The sequence below is a fragment of the Arthrobacter stackebrandtii genome, from assembly GCF_017876675.1.
Classification (GTDB): Bacteria; Actinomycetota; Actinomycetes; order Actinomycetales; family Micrococcaceae; genus Specibacter; species Specibacter stackebrandtii.
The window spans coordinates 55,194-76,987 of the sequence record NZ_JAGIOI010000001.1 but is presented as its reverse complement, the minus strand read 5'-3'; the positions used below and the strand labels follow the sequence as shown (position 1 = coordinate 76,987).

Annotated in this window: 22 protein-coding genes; 18 read left to right on the top strand and 4 right to left on the bottom strand. The window is 66.1% G+C overall.

Annotated features, from left to right (window positions below; genetic code table 11):
• Positions 1-43: 43 nt before the first annotated feature.
• From miaB to dapF, 3 genes are all read left to right on the top strand, one after another.
• The gene (gene miaB, locus JOF48_RS00340) at positions 44-1,624 is read left to right on the top strand and encodes a tRNA (N6-isopentenyl adenosine(37)-C2)-methylthiotransferase MiaB (RefSeq protein WP_342591111.1); all 1,581 of its coding nucleotides are present in this window, start codon (positions 44-46) and stop codon (positions 1,622-1,624) included.
• 62 nt (positions 1,625-1,686) lie between these two features.
• A complete protein-coding gene (gene miaA, locus JOF48_RS00335) occupies positions 1,687-2,589 on the top strand; it encodes a tRNA (adenosine(37)-N6)-dimethylallyltransferase MiaA (protein ID WP_245346630.1) in 903 nt (300 codons plus the stop codon).
• Entirely contained in the window at positions 2,582-3,523 is a 942-nt protein-coding gene (gene dapF / locus JOF48_RS00330) for a diaminopimelate epimerase (RefSeq protein ID WP_209676201.1), read from the top strand. The genes miaA and dapF overlap by 8 nt, the downstream gene beginning before the upstream one ends.
• Positions 3,524-3,595: 72 nt before the next feature.
• On the opposite strand, the gene JOF48_RS00325 is transcribed toward dapF, so the two are convergent.
• Positions 3,596-4,240 (bottom strand): class I SAM-dependent methyltransferase, encoded by a 645-nt coding sequence (locus JOF48_RS00325; RefSeq protein WP_245346338.1) that lies wholly within the window; start codon positions 4,238-4,240, stop codon positions 3,596-3,598.
• Positions 4,241-4,379: 139 nt separating this feature from the next.
• Here JOF48_RS00325 and hflX point away from each other — a divergent pair, with 139 nt between their 5' ends.
• Both hflX and JOF48_RS00315 read left to right on the top strand, forming a co-directional pair.
• Complete coding sequence (hflX, locus tag JOF48_RS00320; protein WP_209676198.1) at positions 4,380-6,008, top strand: GTPase HflX; 1,629 nt, start codon at positions 4,380-4,382, stop codon at positions 6,006-6,008.
• Positions 6,001-8,043: an ATP-dependent DNA helicase gene (locus tag JOF48_RS00315; RefSeq protein WP_209676186.1), complete on the top strand. Its 2,043-nt coding sequence runs from the start codon at positions 6,001-6,003 to the stop codon at positions 8,041-8,043. The genes hflX and JOF48_RS00315 overlap by 8 nt, the downstream gene beginning before the upstream one ends.
• Positions 8,044-8,188: 145 nt before the next feature.
• Here JOF48_RS00315 and lexA read toward each other — a convergent pair whose 3' ends face one another.
• Positions 8,189-8,932 (bottom strand): transcriptional repressor LexA, encoded by a 744-nt coding sequence (lexA, locus tag JOF48_RS00310; RefSeq protein ID WP_425353692.1) that lies wholly within the window; start codon positions 8,930-8,932, stop codon positions 8,189-8,191.
• 277 nt (positions 8,933-9,209) lie between these two features.
• Between lexA and JOF48_RS00305 the strand changes: the two genes are divergently transcribed.
• From JOF48_RS00305 to JOF48_RS00270, 8 genes are all read left to right on the top strand, one after another.
• Entirely contained in the window at positions 9,210-9,584 is a 375-nt protein-coding gene (locus JOF48_RS00305; protein ID WP_209676183.1) for a LysM peptidoglycan-binding domain-containing protein, read from the top strand.
• An 83-nt stretch (positions 9,585-9,667) separates the two neighbouring features.
• Positions 9,668-10,765 (top strand): histidinol-phosphate transaminase, encoded by a 1,098-nt coding sequence (locus JOF48_RS00300; protein ID WP_209676180.1) that lies wholly within the window; start codon positions 9,668-9,670, stop codon positions 10,763-10,765.
• Between the two features lie 175 nt (positions 10,766-10,940).
• The gene (gene hisB, locus JOF48_RS00295; protein ID WP_209676169.1) at positions 10,941-11,561 is read left to right on the top strand and encodes an imidazoleglycerol-phosphate dehydratase HisB; all 621 of its coding nucleotides are present in this window, start codon (positions 10,941-10,943) and stop codon (positions 11,559-11,561) included.
• Positions 11,558-12,253 (top strand): imidazole glycerol phosphate synthase subunit HisH, encoded by a 696-nt coding sequence (hisH, locus tag JOF48_RS00290; protein ID WP_209676166.1) that lies wholly within the window; start codon positions 11,558-11,560, stop codon positions 12,251-12,253. The genes hisB and hisH overlap by 4 nt, the downstream gene beginning before the upstream one ends.
• The gene (locus JOF48_RS00285; protein WP_203312959.1) at positions 12,253-12,402 is read left to right on the top strand and encodes a hypothetical protein; all 150 of its coding nucleotides are present in this window, start codon (positions 12,253-12,255) and stop codon (positions 12,400-12,402) included. The genes hisH and JOF48_RS00285 overlap by 1 nt, the downstream gene beginning before the upstream one ends.
• A 59-nt stretch (positions 12,403-12,461) precedes the next feature.
• Positions 12,462-13,196, top strand: coding sequence for a bifunctional 1-(5-phosphoribosyl)-5-((5-phosphoribosylamino)methylideneamino)imidazole-4-carboxamide isomerase/phosphoribosylanthranilate isomerase PriA (priA, locus tag JOF48_RS00280; RefSeq protein ID WP_209676163.1), 735 nt, complete (start codon positions 12,462-12,464; stop codon positions 13,194-13,196).
• Between the two features lie 3 nt (positions 13,197-13,199).
• The gene (locus JOF48_RS00275; protein WP_209676160.1) at positions 13,200-14,084 is read left to right on the top strand and encodes an SseB family protein; all 885 of its coding nucleotides are present in this window, start codon (positions 13,200-13,202) and stop codon (positions 14,082-14,084) included.
• Positions 14,085-14,142: 58 nt separating this feature from the next.
• Entirely contained in the window at positions 14,143-15,489 is a 1,347-nt protein-coding gene (locus JOF48_RS00270; protein WP_209676157.1) for an MFS transporter, read from the top strand.
• A 195-nt stretch (positions 15,490-15,684) separates the two neighbouring features.
• Here JOF48_RS00270 and JOF48_RS00265 read toward each other — a convergent pair whose 3' ends face one another.
• Positions 15,685-16,092 (bottom strand): DUF1844 domain-containing protein, encoded by a 408-nt coding sequence (locus tag JOF48_RS00265; RefSeq protein ID WP_209676154.1) that lies wholly within the window; start codon positions 16,090-16,092, stop codon positions 15,685-15,687.
• Positions 16,093-16,422: 330 nt separating this feature from the next.
• Here JOF48_RS00265 and infC point away from each other — a divergent pair, with 330 nt between their 5' ends.
• The 5 genes from infC (at position 16,423) to JOF48_RS00240 (ending at position 20,422) form a co-directional block, all read left to right on the top strand.
• Complete coding sequence (gene infC, locus JOF48_RS00260; protein WP_425353691.1) at positions 16,423-17,487, top strand: translation initiation factor IF-3; 1,065 nt, start codon at positions 16,423-16,425, stop codon at positions 17,485-17,487.
• Between the two features lie 103 nt (positions 17,488-17,590).
• Complete coding sequence (gene rpmI / locus JOF48_RS00255; RefSeq protein WP_038467906.1) at positions 17,591-17,785, top strand: 50S ribosomal protein L35; 195 nt, start codon at positions 17,591-17,593, stop codon at positions 17,783-17,785.
• Positions 17,786-17,893: 108 nt separating this feature from the next.
• Complete coding sequence (gene rplT, locus JOF48_RS00250) at positions 17,894-18,277, top strand: 50S ribosomal protein L20 (RefSeq protein ID WP_203312955.1); 384 nt, start codon at positions 17,894-17,896, stop codon at positions 18,275-18,277.
• A gap of 61 nt (positions 18,278-18,338) precedes the next feature.
• Positions 18,339-19,244, top strand: a complete 906-nt coding sequence (locus tag JOF48_RS00245; protein WP_209676151.1) for a TrmH family RNA methyltransferase — start codon at positions 18,339-18,341, stop codon at positions 19,242-19,244.
• Positions 19,245-19,447: 203 nt separating this feature from the next.
• Positions 19,448-20,422, top strand: coding sequence for a cation diffusion facilitator family transporter (locus JOF48_RS00240; protein ID WP_209676149.1), 975 nt, complete (start codon positions 19,448-19,450; stop codon positions 20,420-20,422).
• Between the two features lie 106 nt (positions 20,423-20,528).
• On the opposite strand, the gene JOF48_RS00235 is transcribed toward JOF48_RS00240, so the two are convergent.
• The gene (locus JOF48_RS00235; RefSeq protein ID WP_209676147.1) at positions 20,529-21,746 is read right to left on the bottom strand and encodes an MFS transporter; all 1,218 of its coding nucleotides are present in this window, start codon (positions 21,744-21,746) and stop codon (positions 20,529-20,531) included.
• Positions 21,747-21,794: the final 48 nt, after the last annotated feature.

Here is a 21,794-nt window from a genome sequence, read left to right as displayed (position 1 = left end):
GGGCGGTTTAGCCGAACGGCGCGGCAGGTCTTAAGCTTGTACGGTGAGCCTGATCCAAGACAGCGTCGATTCGTCCGCACCAACCACAGCAACCCGGCCCCGCACCTACCAGGTGCGCACCTACGGCTGCCAAATGAACGTCCACGACTCCGAGCGCATGGCGGGCCTGCTGGAAACCGCCGGCCTGGTCGCCTTTGACGATGCCGGGGCCACGGGCGAGTTGGACGGCCACAACCAGCCCGTGGGGCCCAGCCCCGACGTCGTCGTCTTCAACACCTGCGCAGTCCGCGAAAACGCCGACAACAAGCTTTACGGCAACCTGGGCATGCTGGCCCACGTCAAGGAATCCAACCCGGGCATGCAGATCGCCGTGGGCGGTTGCCTGGCCCAGAAGGACCGGGACACGATCCAAAAACGCGCCCCCTGGGTGGACGTCGTCTTCGGCACCCACAACGTCGGCGCCCTGCCCGTGCTGCTGGAACGTGCCCGCCACAACGCCGACGCCCAGATCGAAATCCTGGAATCCCTCGACGTCTTCCCCTCCACGCTGCCCACCAAACGTGATTCCGTCTACTCCGGCTGGGTCTCCATCTCCGTGGGCTGCAACAACACCTGCACCTTCTGCATCGTGCCCTCACTCCGCGGCAAGGAACGCGACCGCCGGCCCGGAGAAATCCTGGCCGAAATCCAGGCGCTCGTGGACGACGGCGCCATAGAGGTGACGCTGCTGGGCCAGAACGTGAACTCTTACGGCGTCGAGTTCGGCGACCGCCTCGCGTTCGGCAAGTTGCTGCGCGCCTGCGGCGAGATCGAGGGCCTGGAACGCGTCCGTTTCACCAGCCCGCACCCGGCAGCCTTCACAGACGACGTCATCGCCGCCATGGCCGAAACCCCCAACGTCATGCCGCAACTGCACATGCCGCTGCAGTCCGGCTCCGACAAGGTGCTCAAGGACATGCGCCGCTCCTACCGCTCCGCCAAGTTCCTGGGGATCCTGGACAAGGTCCGCGAGCAGATGCCACACGCCGCCATTTCCACCGACATCATCGTCGGCTTCCCCGGCGAAACCGAGGAAGACTTCCAGGCAACGCTCGACGTCGTCGAGAAGTCGCGCTTCGCCACCGCCTTCACCTTCCAATACTCCAAGCGGCCCGGCACACCCGCCGCGGACCTGCCGGACCAACTGCCCAAGGAAGTCGTCCAGGAGCGCTTCCTGCGCCTGACGGCCTTGCAGGACCGGATCGCCGCGGAGGAGAACGCGCAACAGGTTGGACGCGAAGTCGAGGTCATGGTCACGGCGCAGTCGGGCCGCAAGGCAGCCGAGACCCACCGTCTTTCCGGCCGCGCCCAGGACCAGCGCCTGGTGCACTTCAGCGTCCCCGAAGGCGCCGAAACCCCCCGCCCCGGCGACCTTGTCACCGTCACCATCACCGAGGCCGCCGCCTTCCACCTGGTCGCGGACCCCACACCGGAGACGTACCGGCTCCGCCGCTCCCGCGCGGGCGATGCCTGGGATCTGGCCCAGGCAGAGTCCTGCGGGGTGCCGGCCGCCAGCGGCCAGTCCGACGGCGCCCGGCCGAAGGTCAGCCTGGGCATGCCCGTCCTCCCTGTCAGGACAGCGTGAACCCTGCGGCTGCGCAGGCAACGGAGCCAGGCACTGCAGCAGTCGGTGCGCCAGCCCTTCCCCTGGTGGCCGTGGTAGGTCCCACGGGCTCCGGCAAGTCCGAGCTGGCCCTGGAATTGGCTGAGCGCTTCAACGGCGAGGCCATCAACGCCGACTCCATGCAGTTCTATCGCGGCATGGACATTGGTACGGCCAAGCTGCCGCCGGCGGAACGCCGCGGCATCCGGCACCACCTGATGGATTTCCTCAGCGTCCGGGAAGATACCACGGTGGCGGACTTCCAGCGGATGGCCCGCGCCGCCGTCGCGGACGTCCGCTCCCGCGGCAGGCTGCCCATCCTGGTGGGCGGATCCGGGCTGTACAACAGGGCTGCCATCGATGTCCTGGAATTCCCGGGCACCGATCCGCAACTGCGGGCGGCGCTGGAGACAGACCTGGAACGGCACGGGTTGTCCGCGCTCCTGGCCCGGCTGGCGGAAGTTGATCCGGTCTCCGCAGCCCGAATCAATGACGGCAAGCGCGCGGTCCGGGCCCTGGAGGTCCATGCCCTGACCGGCCGCCCGTTCAGCTCCTTCATGCCCGAGCGCGAGTACGTCACCCCCACGGTCCAAATCGGCCTGAACGGCGACCGCGCCGAGCTTCACGACCGCCTCGCCCAGCGCGTGCACAGGATGGTGGATTCCGGCCTGCTCGCCGAAGTGGAGGCACTCATCCCCAAGGGGCTGAGGGAGGGCCGCACGGCGCACAAGGCGCTCGGCTACCAGCAGTTCCTGCGGGTCATTGACGGCGAATCGACGGTGGCGGCGGCCAGCGAGGAAACCATTGTCGCGACACGCCAGTTCGCCCGCCGCCAGCTCACCTGGTTCCGTGCCGACCCCCGCGTGCACTGGCTTGACTGGGCGCAGCCGGACCTCGGTGCGGCCGCAGCGGAGCTTGTCCGTGCCTTACCCTTAAGCAATGACTGACGACACCTCACCGCTGACCGGCTTGCGCTTCTCAAAGGGACACGGCACCGGCAACGACTTTGTCCTCATGGCCGACCCCGATGGCGCCCGCCCCCTGTCCACAGAGCAGATCGCGCGCCTGTGCGACCGCCACAGGGGCCTGGGCGGCGACGGATTCATCCGTGCCGTCCGCTCGCGGGCGCTCCCGGAAGGCGCCGCCGCGCTGGCGGAGAACCCGGATGCCGAATGGTTCATGGACTACTACAACGCCGACGGCTCACTCTCGGAGATGTGCGGCAACGGGGTGCGCGTCTTCATCCACTTCCTCCTCACCCAGGGGCTCGTGGCGCTGGAGGACGGCGGGGAACTGTCCATCGGCACCCGCGCCGGTATCAAAAAGGTGGCGCGAACGGCCGCCGGCTACCGGGTGGACATGGGACCGTGGGACTTCATCCACCCCAGCCATGCCGCCGAGCGCGGCGTCGACTCCGTGGTGGAGGCCGCAGGCCTGGCCGAACCGCGGCCCGCCCTGTCCATCACCATGGGCAACCCCCACACGGTGGTGGCCCTCGAGGAGACCGCGGACCTGGCTGCGCTGGACCTGGCCGGCACGCCGGCCGTCATCCCGGTTCCGCCGTCCGGAACCAATGTGGAGTTTGTGCTGCCGGCGGATCCCCTGGTGACGGACGACGTCGGACACATCAGCATGCGCGTCCACGAACGCGGGGTGGGGGAGACCCTGTCCTGCGGCACGGGTGCCTGCGCGGCTGCTGCCGCCACCCGCTTTTGGGCCGGTGCCGGCGCGCCCGATGCCTGGTCCGTGGCGGTCCCCGGCGGCGTGGTGGGCGTGCGGTTCTTCCCCGGTGCCGATGGGCGCGAGCATGTGGAACTGAGCGGGCCGGCCGTCATGGTCGCCGAGGGCGTGCTGGCGGACGGGCTGCTCCAACAGCTCTAGGGTTTCGGCTGCTCCGGCAGCCATGGGGATCCAGCAGTGCCCGGTTTCCGGCAGCGCCCGGGCCACAGCGCCTTAGGGGTGGTCGCGAACCACGCGCAGGATGCGGAATGCCTTGTGGGTGGAGTCGCGGCTCACGCTGAAGCCGGCCTCCGGGAACTGTTCGGCAAGCTCGGCGGCAAGCCAGCGCTGCAGCGAATCGGAGCCCAGGTTCTTTTGCACCACCAGGTAGGCGTTGCCGTGCTGCGCCAGGCGCGGCAGCCACATCAGCAGGATTGAATGCAGCTCCGACTTGCCCACACGGATCGGCGGGTTGGACCAGATCGTGTTGAAGCGCACGGCGGGGTCAACGGCGTCGGGCGTGGAGGCCTTCACGTTGTCCAGCCCCAGGGCCGACGCGTTGTCGCGGGTCAGTTCGATGGAACGCTCATTGACGTCGACGGCGTAGACGGTCGCGGCGGGGGAGCGCAGGGCCAGGGTCAGGGCAATGGGGCCCCAGCCGCAGCCAATGTCCAGCAGGTTCCCTTCCCCTGCCGGCGGCGGTGCTTCGTTGAGCAGGATGACGGTGCCCTTGTCCACTCCGTCTGGGCTGAAAATGCCGCCGGCCGTCTGCAGGCTGCGCTTCTCCCCGGCCAGGACCACGCTGAGGGGTCGGCGTTTCATCGGCGTTGCCGGCTGTGAACTGAAATAGTGCTCTGCACCCTGAGTACCCATAGTCATGCCAGATTAGTGCCCAAACCGCGGTTTGTGTATCTAGGCGCACCTAACCGCAGTGGCCGTTATCCACAGCACGGGGTGGGCGAAGGTGTGCGTGTGGGCGGGCCGGACTACGATTGGGGTAAGAGACTATAAGGAGAACATGTCCAACGCATCTGCACCCCACCCATCCGACGACGACCAGCAGGACCGCAACGAATCCGGCACGGAGCTTTCCGCTGCCGAGATTGAGGCGGTAATTGACCGGATCCTCGCCAAGGATGCGGCGGCCGTGCGCGCCGTGCGGGAAGAGCAGGACCTGGACGCGCAGGACCCCCACGGAGGCACCGCGGCCGCCCGACCCCTGAAGGGATCCGCGCAGGCGGTTTCCTCCCTCGACTTCCAGCACAGCCGTTTTGACGGAGACCAGAGCGAGCTCGCCGACCGCAACGCGCTGCGCCGCCAGGCCAGCCTGTCCACCGAGCTGGAGGACGTGTCCGAGGTTGAATACCGCCAGCTGCGGCTGGAACGGGTGGTATTGGCCGGACTCTGGTCCGTAGGCACCATGGCCGACGCCGAGAACTCCCTGCGTGAACTGGCCGCACTCGCTGAAACAGCCGGCTCAGAGGTCCTGGACGGACTGGTGCAGCGGCGCGCCAAGCCTGACCCTGCCACATTCCTGGGCCAGGGCAAGGCGCAGGAACTCAAGGAAATCGTCCACGCCACCGGGGCCGACACCGTCATCATTGACGGCGACCTCTCCCCGTCGCAGCGGCGCACCCTGGAGGAAGTCGTCAACGTCAAGGTCATCGACCGCACGGCGCTGATTCTGGACATTTTTGCACAACACGCGCAGTCCCGCGAAGGCCGGGCCCAGGTCGAACTGGCCCAGATGGAATACCTGCTGCCGCGCCTGCGCGGCTGGGGCGAGTCAATGTCCCGGCAGGCGGGCGGCCGGGTGGGCACAGCCGGCGGCGGTATCGGCTCCCGCGGCCCCGGTGAAACAAAGATGGAACTGGACCGGCGAAAGATCCGCACCCGGATGGCCAAGCTGCGCCGGGAAATTGCCGCCATGGCACCGGCCCGGGAGACCAAGCGGGCCAACCGCAAGCGCAACAGCGTCCCCTCCGTCGCCATTGCCGGCTACACCAACGCCGGCAAGTCGTCCCTGCTGAACAGGCTCACCAACGCAGGGGTGCTGGTGGAGAATGCGTTATTCGCCACGCTTGATCCCACCGTCCGCAAGACAGAGACCGCCGACGGCCTCGGCTACACGCTCGTGGACACCGTGGGCTTCGTCCGTGCGCTGCCAACCCAGCTGGTGGAGGCTTTCCGCTCCACCCTGGAGGAAGTGGCGGATGCGGACCTGATCCTGCACATTGTGGATGCCTCCCACCCAGACCCCGAAGGGCAGATCTCTGCCGTCCGGAACGTCTTTGGCGAGGTTGGCGCGCTGCAGGTCCCCGAGATCATCATCCTGAACAAGGCAGACATCGCCGACCCCTTCGTCGTGGAGCGGCTGCGCCAGCGCGAACCGCGCTCCGTGGTGGTCTCGGCCCGCACGGGGGAAGGCATCGAAGAGCTGCTTGCGGCCATTGCCGAGGGCATCCCGCACCCCAGCGTCACCCTTACGCTGATGGTGCCCTATGACCGCGGCGACGTCCTGAACAAGCTGCACCGCAGCGATTCGGAAATCATCAGCCTTGAGCACGGCGAACACGGCACGCTGGTGAATGTGCGTGTCCGTGAGGACCTGGCTGCTGAAGTGGAACCGTTTGTCCAGCATGCCTGAGAGTGCCCAGCCTTCGAGTGAACTTTCCGTGCAGGCCCTGGAACTGCTGGACCGAGCCGTGGAAACCATGGGCGGCCAGCGCCGCGACGGCCAGCACGAAATGGTCCGCAGGGTGGTGGGGGCCATCGAGAAGAATGAGCACCTGCTCGTCCAGGCAGGCACCGGCACGGGAAAATCCCTTGCCTACCTGATTCCGCTCATCGTCAATTCACTGACCAGCGACAAACCCGCCGTGGTGGCCACGGCAACACTGGCACTGCAGGCGCAGATTGTGGGCCGCGATGTTCCCCGGCTGCTTGCAGCCCTGGAGCCATTGCTGCCACGCCCCATCGATGTTGCCCTGGTCAAGGGACGCAGCAACTACGTCTGCAAACAAAAGCTTGGCGGCGGCTTCCCCAGCGAGGACCAAGGCGAGGGTGCACTGTTCAGCCTGGGGGAGGACAACAGCGTCGCCCACCTGCCGGGGGCCGGCACGGGACCCACCTCGGCCCTGGGCAAGGAAGTGGTGCGGCTGCGGGAATGGGCCCAGGACTCCGAAACGGGCGACCGTGACGAACTGGTCCCCGGCGTCACCGACAAGGCCTGGCGGCAGGTTTCTGTCACTTCCATGGAATGCCTGGGTGCCGCAAAATGCCCGCTCGCCACGGAGTGCTTCTCCGAGTTGGCCCGGGCACGCGGTGCCGACGCCGACATCGTGGTGACCAATCACGCCATGCTGGCCATCAGCGCGTTCGAGGGCATCGCCGTGCTTCCCGAATACGACGTCGTGGTGGTGGACGAGGCCCACGAACTGCAGGACAGGGTAACCGGGGCCGTCACCGGCCAGCTCTCCGTGCAGATGGTGCAGGCCGCGGCCTCCAGCACCCGCAAGCACACGGGCGTCTCCGTGGACGCGCTGCATGCCGGCGCCACGGCACTGGACTTTGCCCTGGCCGGGGTGCCCGAAGGCCTTATGCCCAACGGGCTCAACGAGGCCCAGTCCCAGGCCGTCGAGCAGGTGCGCGATGCCGTGCGTGCGGCCCTCTCCGACTCCAAGCCGGACGGGAATGCCGCCGTTGACGGCGGGCGGTCCATTGCCAGGTCTAGATTGAACCTGGTCTTCGACCTGTGCGAACGCCTGCTTGCCGCTGCCGATGCCGGCGAAGTGGTGTGGGCCTCCCGCCCCGGCACCTTCGCACCCGGGAAAGGCTACCAAAAAGCCGACCCCAATGAACCCGCCACCATCAACATCGCCCCGTTGAGCGTTGCCATGAAGCTTCGGGAGGGACTGTTTGCGGACCGTACGGTGGTGCTCACATCGGCCACCCTGGCCATTGGCGATTCCTTCCAGGCCACGGCCGGTGGGCTGGGCCTGCTGGGCCCCAGCGCGCCTGCCTGGAGCGGGGCCGACGTCGGTTCCCCCTTTGACTACCCCAAGCAGGGCATGCTGTACGTGGCCGCCCACCTGCAGAAACCCGGTTTCGGCACGTCTCCGGAACAGCTGGACGAGCTGGCCGAGCTCATCACCGCGGCCGGAGGCGGGACCCTTGCACTCTTCTCCTCCCGGCGGGCGGCGGAAGACGCTGCCGAAAAGCTGCGCAAGAAGCTCAAAATGAAGATCCTGTGCCAGGGCGACTCCTCAATGTCCGGTCTCATCAAGCAGTTTGCCGACGAACCGGACACCTGCCTGTTCGGCACCATGTCGCTGTGGCAGGGTGTTGATGTCCAGGGTGCATCCTGCCGCCTGGTCGTCATCGACAGGATCCCGTTCCCGCGTCCCGACGACCCTCTCGTCACCGCCCGCGCACGGGCCGTTGCCCAGAGTGGTGGCGACGGATTCATCGCCATTTCCGCCACCCATGCCGCCGTGCGGCTGGCACAGGGCGTGGGGCGGCTGATCCGCTCCAGCCAGGACCGCGGCGTGGTTGCGGTTCTTGACTCTCGGCTGGCGAACGCCAGCTACGGCGGATTCCTGCGGGCGGCCCTGCCACCATTCTGGGCGACGAAGGACCGTGCCGTGGCACTGTCTGCCCTCAAGCGCCTCTCCGGCAAGTAGGCGGCGTACGGCGGAAGGGCAGTGCTGCTGCACACCGCAGCGGTCCAGCGTAGAAGGACAGACGCGAAGGAGGCGCCCCGGACCATGGTCCGGGGCGCCTCCTTCGCGTCAGTTGCCTTGTTGCCGTGCCGCGGAGCAGTGCCGCCTACAGGCTGCGCAGCACGGAGACCACCTTGCCCATGATGGTCGCGTGGTCGCCGAGGATCGGCTCGTAGCGGGTGTTCTGGGGCAGCAGCCAGATGTGGCCGTCGCGCTGGCGGAATGTCTTGACGGTGGCCTCATCTTCAAGAAGTGCCGCAACAATGTCGCCGTTGTTGGCGGTGTTCTGCTGGCGCACCACCACCCAGTCGCCGTCGCAGATGGCGGCGTCGATCATGGAGTCTCCCTGCACCTTCAGCATGAACAGCTCTCCGCTGCCCACGATCTGGCGTGGCAGCGGCATGATGTCATCCACAGCCTGGTCGGCCAGGATGGGTCCGCCGGCGGCGATGCGGCCAACAAGCGGCACGAACGCGGTGTCTGAGGAACTGCTGAGTTCGGCAAAGTTCAGGCCGTTGGAGCTGCGCAGTGACTTGGGTGAACTCACGCCCTCGATTTCCACCTTGCCGTCGTCCAGGACCAGCGGGATGAGGACCTCCATGGCCCGGGGGCGCTTGGGGTCGCGCCGCAGGTAGCCATGGCGTTCAAGCTGCGTGAGCTGGTGCGTGACGCTGGACAGGCTGGCGAGCCCCACGGAATCGCCGATCTCGCGCATTGACGGCGGGTAGCCCTTGTCCGCGATGGAGCGCTGGATGCACTCAAGGATCTTCTTTTGCCGCACGGTGAGCCCCTTCATGCCGGCGCGGCTGGGTGCCTGGGGGATGCGGTGCGGTGGGTCGGGAAGCTCCATGGTTCCATCGGTCCTTTCGTGGCTGCACCAAACAATGTCAGTGCCTGCTGGTGGACTGCTTCTAGCGGCCAATCCTTGTACTGCAAGTTTAAGCCACGCGGGGGTGAATTTCAAACGTTTGTTCTATCAGCCCTTGGCAAGTGTCGTCCGTAGATGCTAAAACTGTACTAGTAGCAAGTTAGAACATACGTTCTATCGAAGATATGAAGCATGGAAAGTTGATCCTAGGGGTGCTTGTGGCCGCGGATCCAACTCCACAGCGAAAGGACCAGAAGTCATGAACGCAATGGTTGCAACGGCACCATCACTGCCCGCACTCCACGGGCTCCAGCTGACCCGGCGCGGCCGGCTCGTCTTCTTCGGCATCCCTGCCATCGTTTCGGCAGCGGCCCTGGTGTTCGCATGCCTGGGCATCATTTTCGGTTCCATGGTCAGCCCGGCCCATGCTGCCACCCAGTTCTCCACCGTCGACATGGCCGACTACGCCACCACCGTGACCGTGCTGGAGGGCGACAGCCTGTGGAGCATTGCCGCTGGGGTAGACCCGGACCGGAATGTCCGGGACGTCGTGCAGGAGATCGTGGCCCTGAACCAGCTTGGGGCCGGAGTCCTGCATGCGGGCCAGCAGTTGTTTGTCCCTCTGCCCAAGTAGCCCCTGCATCCGGGCTTCGTCATCGGCGTCCGTACGGCGAAACGATTTCGCCGTTTGCCGGTCACTGCAAATAAGCTGGAGCCATGGATCAGTTCGAACGCCTCGCACAATTGCCCCTCCGCGACGACCTGCGCGGCCAGCACCCCTACGGTGCACCGCAGCTGGATGTTCCCATCCTGCTCAACGTCAACGAAAACACCTTTGGTGTTCCGCAGGATGCCAGGGATGCCATCCTCGCCGCCGTTGCCGCCGAACTGGACCACCTCAACCGCTACCCGGACCGGGAATTCACCACCCTGCGGCAGGAACTTGCCGCCTACCTGGGCCACGGCCTGGCTGAAGGGAACATTTGGGCCGCCAACGGCTCCAACGAAGTCCTCCAGCAGCTCCTTCAGGCGTTCGGCGGGCCCGGCCGCTCCGTCATGGGCTTCCCTCCCACATACTCCATGTACCCGCTGCTCGCCAGCGGAACCGGAACCAGCTACCTTGCCGGCGTCCGTGCCGGGGACTACGGCCTCAGCGCCGAATCGGCCGCAGCGCAGGTACGGGAACAGGCACCCAGCATCGTCATCCTGTGCTCACCCAACAACCCCACCGGGACGGCACTTGGCCTGGACGTGGTCGAGGCTGTCTACGAAGCCGGCGAGGCCTCAAGGACCATTGTGATCGTTGACGAGGCGTACGCCGAGTTCTCCCACACCGGAACAAGCAGTGCGCTTGGCCTGCTTGAGGGCCGGCCCCGCCTGGTTGTCTCGCGCACCATGAGCAAGGCCTTCGCCATGGCCGGCGCCCGGCTGGGCTACCTGGCCGCCGCCCCGGAGGTCACCGACGCGCTGCGCCTGGTCCGTCTGCCGTACCACCTCTCGGCCATCACCCAGGCGGCCGCCGTTGCCGCCCTGCGCAACTCCGAGTCACTGCTGGCCAATGTTGAGGCCATCAAGGTCCAGCGGGACCGCATCGTCGAGGGGCTGGTGGAGCTGGGCCTGACGCCCGCGCCGTCTGACTCCAATTTTGTCTTCTTTGGCGGGCTCGAGGACCCCAATGCCGTATGGGAGGCGCTGCTGGCCCGAGGTGTCCTCATTCGCGATGTCGGAATCCCGGGACACCTGCGCGTTACCGCCGGCACGGAGGCCGAAACCACGGCGTTCCTTGACGGCATGCGCGCCATCCTCGCCGGTTGACGCGTCGGCGCGTTCCGGCGTCGTCCCCGGCCGGAGCGGCGACCGCCGGGTGGACTGTTTGGGCAATACCTCGCCCTCTCTCCTAAACTGGAGACAATCACAAAGACGTTTGTGCGCCCGTTGCTGCCCTGCGCCGCCGGGCAGGGATGCGCACGTGGACCAAAGGACTGCTGCAATGACTGAGATTACGCCCGGCCAGGGTCGGACCGCCCGTTTGGAGCGTGCCACGAGCGAGTCGAGTGTCATGGTTGAGATCAACCTTGACGGGACCGGGGTGTCCAGCATCGACACGTCCGTGCCGTTCTACGACCACATGCTCACGGCACTGTCCAAGCACTCGCTGATCGACATGAACATCAAGGCCACCGGCGACACCCACATCGACGCCCACCACACGGTGGAGGATGTGGCGATCTCCCTGGGCGAGGTCCTGAGGGTGGCGCTGGGCAACAAGGCTGGCATTCGCCGCTTCGGCGAGGCCACCATCCCGCTCGACGAGGCCCTGGCCAACGCCGTTGTGGATGTCTCCGGCCGCCCGTACCTCGTGCACGGCGGAGAACCCGCGGGCCAGGAGTACCACCTGATCGGCGGACACTTCACCGGTTCGCTGACCCGCCACGTTTTTGAAGCCATCACGCTGCACGCCCAGATCTGCCTGCACATGACAGTCATCGCAGGCCGGGACCCGCACCACATTGTCGAGGCCCAGTTCAAGGCCTTTGCCCGTGCACTCCGTTCAGCCGTCGAACCAGATCCCCGCGTCACCGGGATCCCCTCCACGAAGGGCCTTTTGTGAGTTCTGAAACCACAGCAGCACAACCCACCGTCACCGTCCTGGACTACGGTTCGGGCAACGTCCGCTCCGCAGTGCGCGCCCTGGAACGTGCCGGTGCCGCCGTCACGCTCAGCGCCAAGGCAGATGACGTCCTCAACGCCGACGGCCTGGTGGTCCCCGGTGTCGGAGCATTCGGCTCCGTCATGGACGAACTCAAAAACGTTGATGCGCTGCGCATGATCGGCCGCCGCGTTGCCGGGGGCCGGGCCGTGCTGGGCATCTGCGTCGGCATGCAGGTCCTGTTCGACGCCAGTGTTGAACACGGCAACCACCGCGAAGGCATGGGGGAGTGGCCCGGCACGGTGGAACTTCTGCCCGCCGACGTGGTGCCGCACATGGGCTGGAACACGATCAAGGCGCCCGAAGGCAGCAAACTGTTTGAAGGCGTGGAGAACGAGCGCTTCTACTTTGTTCACTCGTACGGCGTGCAGAAATGGGACTTTGAGGTCCTGCAGCCCAAAATGCGCCCGCCGATGGTGACCTGGTCAGAGCACGGGGCACCGTTCATCGCGGCCGTGGAAAACGGCCCGCTGTGCGCCACCCAGTTCCACCCGGAAAAATCGGGCGACGCCGGAGCACGCCTCCTGCGCAACTGGGTCGCCTCCCTGAGGCCCGCTGCGCCGGCCCCTGCCACTGCACCGGCGGCCGGCTGATGTACTCGCTGTTGTTGATGGCCCTCGCCGGCCTGCTCATAGGCGGCGCCTACACGTTCTACCAGCAAAAGACCGCACGCTGGATTCCGTACAGCTTTGCCTTCCTGGCCGTCATGTCCCTTGTGGCGGCATACCTGTTCACCCAGTAATACGCGGCAAGCGCGCCGCAGCCAGATTTCACAGTTTTCTAGTCGATGTTGAGGATCCCATGACCACCCCCATTTTGGAATTGCTGCCCGCCGTGGATGTTGCCGACGGGCAGGCCGTGCGCCTCGTCCAGGGCGAGGCCGGCTCGGAAACCAGCTACGGCTCACCCCTTGAGGCTGCCCTGAACTGGCAGAACAACGGCGCCGAGTGGGTGCACCTCGTTGACCTTGACGCAGCGTTTGGCCGCGGCTCCAACGTGGAGCTGCTGCGCGAAATGGTCCAGGAGCTCTCTGTGAAGGTGGAGCTCTCAGGAGGCATCCGCGACGACGCCTCCCTGGAAGGCGCCCTGGAACTCGGCGTCGGCCGCGTCAACCTCGGCACCGCCGCACTCGAGAATCCGGAATGGACCGCCAAGGTGATCGAGCGCTTCGGCGACAAGATCGCCGTCGGGCTCGACGTGCGCGGGACCACCCTGGCCGGCCGCGGCTGGACCAAGGAAGGCGGCGACATCTGGGAGGTCCTGGCCCGCCTCGAGGACGCCGGCTGCGCGCGGTACGTGGTCACCGACGTCACGAAGGACGGCACGCTGCGCGGCCCCAACGTGGAACTGCTGCGCGAAATGTGCTCACGCACAGCCAAGCCCGTGGTTGCCTCCGGCGGCATCTCCAGCCTCGAGGACCTGCGTGTGCTGCGCGAACTCGTTGGCGAGGGTGTTGAAGGTGCCATCATCGGCAAGGCGCTCTACTCCGGCCAGTTCACCCTCCCCGAAGCCCTCGACGTTGCAGGCCGCCGCTAGGCCATGACGGAACAGCCCAAAAAGCACCTGCCCGGCCACATCGCCGCGGCCCTGGCCGGAGCCGGCGGCACCACCGACTCCGCCGGCCAGCCGTGGGCGGGCCGGGACCTGCCGGCGCAGGAAAAGTACCACAACTTTGACGCGGACGACGGCGCCATGGACGCCGCGTTTGCCGCCGCCATCGCGCAGCTCGCCTCCGGTGACGGGACGGAGGCGGCCGTAGTTGCCTCGCTGGCACAGGCTCGCGTGTTCATTCCCATCGTGGCGCAGCTGGCCGAGTCCACCGTGGGTGAGAACGGGCTGGTGTCCGACAAGGAATCGGACATGGCGCTGGTGACGTTGCAGGGCCCGGACGGGCGGCGGGCCCTGCCGGCCTTCACCCACGCCGACGCCCTGGCAAAGTGGCATCCGGAGGCGCGGCCCGTTGCTGTCTATGCCGCACGGGCTGCGCTGTCCGCCGTGGCCGAAGAGGCTCAGCTGATGGTCCTGGATCCGGGTTCGCAGCGTCCGTTCGTGGTCCGGCGCCCCGCCATGTGGGCCCTGGCCCAGCAGCAGGACTGGCTGCCCAGCTATGGCAACCCGGCTGTTGCGCAGGTATTGGAGCGGTCGTTGGCGAACTTGGGACATCCCCTGGTGGTCGGCATTTCCGCCAGCGCCGGTCAGGGCATAGAATCCCAGTGGGACACCGATATTGAACCGTCTGGACGGTTGGTATCGGGCGGCGGAACCGGACCGGAACTGTGCGTCACCCTCACCCTTTTGCCCGGACTCGACCAGTCCGCTCTGAATGGTGTGATCACCCACCTGCAGGAATATTGGGCACGCGACGACGTCTTCGCCCAGGGCGTCGACTCCGTCCAGCTTCGACTGCGCCACCAACAGACCTAAACGCCGCAGGGAAGCCGACGCTCACCTGTGATGCATCACAAGAGAGACGGTTCCCTCAGTGAACTTTGCCGCCTACCGCGAAATTCTAGCGGTCGGACCCGTGCGCCGGCTGCTGCTGATCGCCATGGTCGCCCGCATCCCCCATGCAGCCGCCGGAGTCCTGCTCACCCTGCACGTGGTGGAAACCATGGGGCTGAGCTATGCCGCCGCCGGAATGGTGGCCGCAGCCATCACCATCGGCATGGCCTTCGGTGCTCCGTGGCGCGGACGGATGGTGGACATCTATGGTTTGCGCCGGGCCCTCGTACCCTCCGTTGTGGCAGAACTCGTGGTCTGGAGCACGGCTCCGCTGCTGAACTTCCAGTTCCTGATCGTGGCGGCGTTTATTGGCGGGCTCTTCGCCGTGCCCATCTTCTCCGTGGTGCGACAGGCGCTCAGCGTCATGGTGCCGGCGGAACAGCGGCGCACCGCCTATGCCCTGGACTCCATGGGGGGCGAGCTGACCTTCATGGTGGGCCCGGCCGCCGGTGTCATGCTGGCCACGACCACGCACACATCGGTGGGCCTGGTCGTCATCGGCGTCTCGGTGGCCGTGGCCGGCGGCTTCCTGATGTGTTTCAACCCGCCCACCAGGTCGGGGCAAAAGGGTGCCTACGTGGCTGTCGGCCAATCCGTCGGCACTCTTGACGCCGGTCCCGCCGAGGACGCCATCCCCGCCCCGGACCTCACCGGCCGGAATGCTGTCGCCCGGATGTGGCTGCGGTCAAGGCACAGCCTCGGCTGGGTGAACCTGGCCGTGCTGGCCATTCTCGGCACCTCACTGGGTGCCGGCCTGGTGCTCTCGGGCACCAATGTCGGCATGGTCGCCGTCATGCGCGAAAACGACCTCATTGGCGACCTTGGCATTGTGTTTGTGTTCTGGTGCGGCGCCTCCATTGTGGGCGGCATCATCTACGGTGCGCTGCACAAGTCGATCAACCCGCTGTGGCTGCTCATGGGCATGGCCGTGCTGATCATCCCCATGGGCTTTGCCACCGATGCCTGGACCCTGGGACTGCTCTCCATCCCGCCGGGACTGTTGTGCGCACCCGTGCTGACCTCCAGCGCCGAACACATTGCCGACCTGGTGACGGAGAAGCGCCGCGGCGAGGCCATGGGCTGGTACGGCTCGTCGATGACCATGGGCAACGCCATGGGTGCGCCCTTTGCCGGTGCATTGATCGACAACGTCGGCGCCTGGGCCGGGTTCGTGGTGGTTGGCGCTATCTGTGCGGTCCTGGCCATTGCGGGGCTGCTGGCCATGGCGATGTGGAACCGGCGAAGCCGGAAGAGTCGGGAGCCGGGCGGCAGCGCATGCCGCGACGACGACCTCGACGGGCTCCCAGGGGAGCCGGATCCGGTCTAAGACACCGCTTAAAGCACTCTGTGCGGCGGTTGTTGGACCGAAAACACGGAAAAACCGTGGATTCGATCCAGCAACCGCCGCACAGAATTTATGAAACGGGCCACATGCGAAGTCAAGTCAGTGCACCTAGCATGCGGGCCCGCGCGCCCGGGGGTTCCCCGGCCCGGTGAAGCGAGGTCGGGGAGGGTGCGGGGGCTAGTTGACCGGTCCGGTGAACTTCTCGCCCGGGCCCTTGCCGGGGGCGTCGGGAATCGTGGACGCCTCGCGGAAGGCCAGCTGCAGGGAGCGCAGGCCGTCGCGCAACGGTCCGGCATGCTGGCTGCCAATTTCAGGGGCGGCGGCCGTGACAAAACCGGCCAGGGCGGTGATCAGCTTGCGGGCCTCATCCAGGTCCTTCAGCTCCTCCGCGTCGGGTCCGGCAGCCAGGCCGCACTTGACTGCCGCTGCGCTCATGAGGTGGACGGCCGCCGTCGTAATGACTTCAATCGCCGGAACTTCAGCGATGTCGCGCACCACCGAGGCGGCCTGGTCGTCGCTGAGCGCCTCTTCCTGGTAGTCGTTGAAGCTGTTGCGGGTGTCCGAATTATTATCTTGGGTGTTCATACTGCTAAGCTTGTCACAGACCGACTCGTTGCTGTTATTTGTTTGTGTCCAAAAGACGAAAGTCACAGGACTGGCAGGCAGCAGTGAGTTTGCAAGTGGAGTCCTCTCCCACCTTTCGACCCATCCGTGGCGTTGTCTGGTTCAGGTTGGCACTTCCCAGGGGGAAGTTGATCGCAGTCCGTCCGCGGGCCGTGTGCCAAATCTTAGAGGCCTCCACTGCACCGGCAGTTTGGAGGCCTTCTCCGTTGCTGGTGGTACTCACCTTTTCTTTTGCAACAGGAGCCACACATTAGCGAGCCACGCATCAATGATCGAATCCGCGTCCCAGAGGTGCGGTTGGTTGGGCCGGCAGGCGAACAGGTAGGGATCGTCCGCATTGAGGACGCCCTCCGTTTGGCGGCTGAATCCGACTTGGATCTGGTTGAGGTAGCGCCGACGGCAAAGCCGCCGGTGTGCAAACTGATGGACTTCGGCAAGTACAAGTACGAAGCCGCCGTCAAGGCCCGTGAAGCCCGCAAGAACCAGACCAACACAGTCTTGAAGGAAATCCGTTTCCGCCTCAAGATCGACAAGCACGACTACGAGACCAAGCGCGGCCACGCCCTGCGCTTCCTCGGTGCCGGTGACAAGGTCAAGGCCATGATCCAGTTCCGCGGCCGTGAGCAGCAGCGCCCCGACATGGGCATCCGCCTGCTCCAGAAGTTCGCCGAAGATGTCGCCGAGGTCGGCGTTGTCGAGTCGAGCCCCCGCATTGACGGCCGCAACATGGTCATGGTCATCGGCCCGCTGAAGAACAAGGCCGAGGCCAAGGCTGAGGCCCGCCGCAACCAGCAGCGCGCAGACGCCAAGGCACACAACGAGGCAGTTGCCAACGGCACCGCCCGCGTTGATGTGGACCGCGACAACAAGGCGCCCATGACCCAGTCACTGGCCGACCTGCTGCCCGAGGGCCTGCACCTGAACGAGGATGCACCAGCTCCCGCCGCCGCCCCGGTGGCCGAGGAAGCCGTGGAGACTGCCGCAGTTGTGGAAGCCCCCGCCGCAGAAGCAGCCCCGGTGAAGGAGGTCCCGGCAGAAAAGCCGGCCCCCGCCGTCGTGCCTGCCAAGGCCGCCCCGAAGGCTGCAGCACCCAAGGCCGCCCCGGCCAAGGCTCCTGCCCCGGCCAAGGCACCCGCCCCCAAGGCCGCAGCACCGGTCAAGCCGGCCGCTGCGCCGAAGCCGGTCGCCGCCCCCAAGCCCGTGGCTGCCAAGCCCATCCCCATGCCGAAGCCCATGGCCAAGCCCGCAGCAAAGCCTGCTGCGAAGCCTGCCGCCAAGGCAGCAGCAAAGCCGGCCGCGAAGCCCGCCTCCGCAAAGAGCGCGCCTGCAGCCGAGACCCCCAGCTCAGCTGAATAAGGTTCATCCTTTTCAGCGGTGAATACACCCCCACAGTGACCCAACCAGTCGCTGCAAGAGAACCACAGGCAGCGCCGGTGGATACGTAAGGAGATAGGTCCTCATGCCTAAAATGAAGACACACAGTGGTGCCAAGAAGCGATTCAAGCTGACCGGTTCCGGCAAGCTGCGCCGCCAGCAGGCCAACCGCCGCCACTACCTGGAGCACAAGCCCTCAAGCTTGAAGCGCCGCCTGAAGGGTGACCTCCTGGTTGCCAAGGCTGATGTGCGCAACATCAAGAAGATGCTCGGCATCTAATTTCGCAAGTCAATCGGTGTGGGTCCCGTCCGGGACTGGCACCAATCCAAACAAAGCCTTCCCTGGCATGATTGGCTTGGGATCTTTAAAACTTGAAGGAGTACGCACGTGGCACGTGTGAAGAGGGCTGTAAACGCCCACAAAAAGCGTCGGGTAGTTCTGGAGCGCGCAAAGGGTTACCGTGGACAGCGTTCACGCCTGTACCGCAAGGCCAAAGAGCAGCTGCTGCACTCGTTTGTGTACAGCTACGGCGACCGCCGCAAGCGCAAGGGCGACTTCCGCCGCCTCTGGATCCAGCGCATCAACGCTGCATCCCGCGCCAACGGCCTGACCTACAACCGCTTGATCCAGGGCCTGAAGGCTGCTGAGATCGAGGTTGACCGCCGCATGCTGGCCGACCTGGCCGTCAACGACGCCGGTGCCTTCACCGCACTGGTGGGCCTGGCCAAGGCTGCACTGCCTGCTGACACCTCAGCACCGGTGGCCAAGTAGCATTTTTACCAGGGAACGTCCAGTTCCTTGATCATGCACGGTGACTGCTAAAGTCCTAAGCATGAATCAACCCGGGCGCCCCCCAGCAGAAGCAATGACCAATCCTCGAGCAGATCGAGTGAGGGATGTTGCCAAGCTGGTGGGGCGTCCGGGCCGTTTAAAGCGCCGCCAGTTCCTGGCCGAGGGGCCGCAGGCTGTCCGGGAGGCACTGCGCGCGCACAACGACTGCCTGGCCGCCGGCGGGACCGCGGTCGTGGAGGCCCTGTACGCCACCGTGGAGTGCCTGAAGAAGTATCCTGAACTGCTGGAGGCCGCACCCGGATCACGGCTGCAGGTGCGCATTGCCAGCGAAATGGTGCTGGCCGCCATGACGGACACCGTCTCGCCCCAGGGCGTGGTGGCCGTGTGCAACTTTGTTGACGTGCCGCTGGCCGAGGTTATCGCGGCCAAGCCGAAGCTGATCGCCATGCTGTGCCGCGTCCAGGACCCGGGCAACGCCGGCACAGTGCTGCGCGCCGCGGATGCCGCCGGCGCCGATGCCGTCATCTTCTCCCACTCCAGCGTGGACATTTACAATCCGAAGGCAGTGCGCTCCACCGCCGGCTCCATCTTCCACCTGCCCATTGTCCTCGGCGCGGAGCTGCCCGAGGTGGTGGAGGCGGTGAAGGCTGCCGGCATCGGCATTCTCGCGGCGGACGGCTACGGCCAGCTGAACCTCGACCTGCTCCAGGACGAGAGCGCCGCACGATCCTTTGACCAGGAAATTCCTGATGCCATGTACGACCTCGCCGAACCCACCATGTGGCTCTTCGGGAACGAGGCCCAGGGCTTGGCGGGGGAGGAGAAGGCACTCGCCGACCACCGTGTGGCCGTCCCCGTGTACGGGGCCGCGGAGTCGCTGAACCTGGGCACCGCCGCAACGGTGTGCCTCTACGCCAGCGCCCGGGCGCAGCGCCGCCTGCACTGATCCTGCGGCTTCCTGCCGTTCTTGCTTCGGCGGCCGGTGGGCTGCGTCCTGATGCCCGACGGCGGCCCCTGTCCACGTGCGCAGGCTGCTGTTTGCGTTGCGGCCGGCCTTGGCAAGGGAGGCGGCGGGGTAAACTTTTTTCGTGGACGCAGGGTCCATGCGGTTCGTCACTCCGGCCCGCCCACTAACAGGGGGAATCCACTGTGTCTCATTCAGGTGGCAGCAAGGCGATCGTCGCCGCGCTAGTTGCAAACTTGTCCATTGCGGTCATGAAGTTCCTGGCGTACTTCCTGACCATGTCTTCCTCCATGCTGGCAGAAGGCATCCACTCGGTGGCGGACTCCGGCAACCAGCTGCTGCTGCTGCTGGGCGGGAAAAAGGCCAAGCGGCAGGCCAGCCCGGAGCACCCGTTCGGCTACGGCCGCGAACGCTACATCTACGCCTTCATTGTCTCCATCATCCTCTTCAGCGTCGGCGGCCTGTTTGCCTTGTACGAGGCGTACCAGAAGTGGCAGCACCCGCACGGCATCGAGGGCCAGTGGTGGTGGGTGCCCCTTGCGGTCCTCATCGGCGCGATTGCACTGGAATCCAGGTCCTTCTACGTGGCCATCAAGGAATCCAACCTCGCCCGGGGCAAGCGCACCTGGCTGCAGTTCATCAAGACGGCCAAGGCTCCGGAACTTCCCGTCATCCTGCTGGAAGATGCCGGGGCACTGCTGGGCCTGGTCTTTGCCCTCTTTGGGGTGAGCATGACGCTCGTGACCGGCAACGGCATTTGGGACGCCATCGGCACCGCCTTGATTGGCGTCCTGCTGGTGGTTGTCGCCATCATCCTGGCTGTCGAGACCAAGTCGCTGCTGCTTGGCGAGTCGGCCACCGTGGAGGACGTCCGTGCAGTGGAGGCGGCCCTGCTGGGCCCCGGCGTCAACAAGATCATCCACCTCAAGACAATGCACCTCGGCCCCGAGGAACTGCTGGTTGCCGCCAAGATCGGCGTCGACGGGTTCGACACCGGCGCCCACATCGCCAGCGTCATCAACGAGGCAGAACGCCGCGTCAGGGCTGCCGTCCCCATCGCCACCGTGATCTACCTGGAACCGGACATCTACTCCGGTGAAGTCGCCGTACAGGCTGGGAAGGATGCAGAAGCCGCCGCTGGGGAGCAAACCGAACACTAGCCGGCAACCGAGCCCCGTCCGGGGCTGGACGGGAGCGGGCCCCGCAAACAGTTGAGGTGTGGGAGCCGTTGTTATCCCACACCTCGACGGGAGAGGCGGGGAAGGGTCAGGCGGTGGCCTTGCGGCGGGCCCCCACCTTGTCCAGGAAGCCGCTGAACAGCGCGATGCCAAGGCCGAGCACAGCCAGTGCCGCACCTACCAGGGCCGGTGCCGTGAAGCCCCAGCCCCATGTGATCACCAGGCCGCCAACAAAGGCGCCGAGGGCGTTGGCCATGTTCAGGGCGGAGTGGTTCAGCGACGACGCCAGCGTGGGCGCGCCCGGTGAGACGTCCAGGAGTCGGGTCTGCAGCGACGGAACCAGCATCGACCCGGACGCCCCGATCACAAAGATCATGAGCAGAGCCATCCATTGCACGTGCACGGTGGCCGCGTAGATGACCAGGATGACCGTGATGAAGCCCATCATGAGGTAGATGCTGCCCATGACCGACCAGTCCGCCATCCGTCCGCCCACATAGCTGCCTGCCACCATGCCGAGGCCGTACAGTCCCACGATGACGGGGAGGAAGTCGGCGGCGAATCCGGCCACATCGGTCATGGTGTTGGCAACATAGGTGTACACGGCGAAGAAGCCGCCAAAGCCCACCACGCCAACCAGGAGGGTCAGCCACACCTGGCCGCGGCGCAGCGCACCCAGTTCCTTGCGCAGGCTGGCATCGGGCTGTGCTTTCTGGTTGGGGATGAATGCGTAGATCGCCGCCATGGTGACCACGCCGATGCCGGCCACCAGGATGAACAGCCAGCGCCAGCCAAATTGCTGCCCCACGTAGGTGGCCAGCGGCACGCCCACCACGTTGGCCACCGACAAACCCATCATGACCATGGAGATGGCGCGTCCGCGCTTGCTTGGGGCCACCAGGGATGCGGCCAGGACGGCGGCCACGCCGAAGAACGCGCCGTGCGGCAGGCCCGCGATGAAGCGGGTGATGAGCAGGGTCACGTAGTCCTGGGCAAAGACGGAGAGCAGGTTGCCCACCGTGAACAGTGCCATGAGCATCAGGGCCAGGGTCTTGCGCCGCATCTTGGCGCTGACGGCCACCAGCAGCGGCGCTCCCACCACCACGCCCAGTGCATAGGCGGAGATGACATGTCCGGCTGTGGGCACGCTGACGCCGACGCCCTCTGCCACGTTGGGCAGCAGGCCCATCATGGCAAATTCGGTGGTGCCGATGCCGAAGCCGCCGATGGCGAGGGCCAGGATGGCCCAGCCAACAACGCCGGGCGGGGTTGGCACGGAGTCGCGCCGGGACTTGAGCAAGGTCATTAATTGCACTTTCGCAGGGTGGTTTTCCGGATCCGCCGGCGGCGGGAG

Bases quoted from the DNA above. Each gene is read 5' to 3' on its own strand.
- dapF (WP_209676201.1), top strand. From the start codon at position 2,582: ATGACTGACGACACCTCACCGCTGACCGGCTTGCGCTTCTCAAAGGGA.
- JOF48_RS00325 (WP_245346338.1), bottom strand. From the start codon at position 4,240: ATGACTATGGGTACTCAGGGTGCAGAGCACTATTTCAGTTCACAGCCG.
- hflX (WP_209676198.1), top strand. From the start codon at position 4,380: ATGTCCAACGCATCTGCACCCCACCCATCCGACGACGACCAGCAGGAC.
- JOF48_RS00315 (WP_209676186.1), top strand. From the start codon at position 6,001: ATGCCTGAGAGTGCCCAGCCTTCGAGTGAACTTTCCGTGCAGGCCCTG.
- lexA (WP_425353692.1), bottom strand. From the start codon at position 8,932: ATGGAGCTTCCCGACCCACCGCACCGCATCCCCCAGGCACCCAGCCGC.
- JOF48_RS00305 (WP_209676183.1), top strand. From the start codon at position 9,210: ATGAACGCAATGGTTGCAACGGCACCATCACTGCCCGCACTCCACGGG.
- JOF48_RS00300 (WP_209676180.1), top strand. From the start codon at position 9,668: ATGGATCAGTTCGAACGCCTCGCACAATTGCCCCTCCGCGACGACCTG.
- hisB (WP_209676169.1), top strand. From the start codon at position 10,941: ATGACTGAGATTACGCCCGGCCAGGGTCGGACCGCCCGTTTGGAGCGT.
- JOF48_RS00285 (WP_203312959.1), top strand. From the start codon at position 12,253: ATGTACTCGCTGTTGTTGATGGCCCTCGCCGGCCTGCTCATAGGCGGC.
- priA (WP_209676163.1), top strand. From the start codon at position 12,462: ATGACCACCCCCATTTTGGAATTGCTGCCCGCCGTGGATGTTGCCGAC.
- JOF48_RS00275 (WP_209676160.1), top strand. From the start codon at position 13,200: ATGACGGAACAGCCCAAAAAGCACCTGCCCGGCCACATCGCCGCGGCC.
- JOF48_RS00265 (WP_209676154.1), bottom strand. From the start codon at position 16,092: ATGAACACCCAAGATAATAATTCGGACACCCGCAACAGCTTCAACGAC.
- rpmI (WP_038467906.1), top strand. From the start codon at position 17,591: ATGCCTAAAATGAAGACACACAGTGGTGCCAAGAAGCGATTCAAGCTG.
- JOF48_RS00245 (WP_209676151.1), top strand. From the start codon at position 18,339: ATGAATCAACCCGGGCGCCCCCCAGCAGAAGCAATGACCAATCCTCGA.
- JOF48_RS00235 (WP_209676147.1), bottom strand. From the start codon at position 21,746: ATGACCTTGCTCAAGTCCCGGCGCGACTCCGTGCCAACCCCGCCCGGC.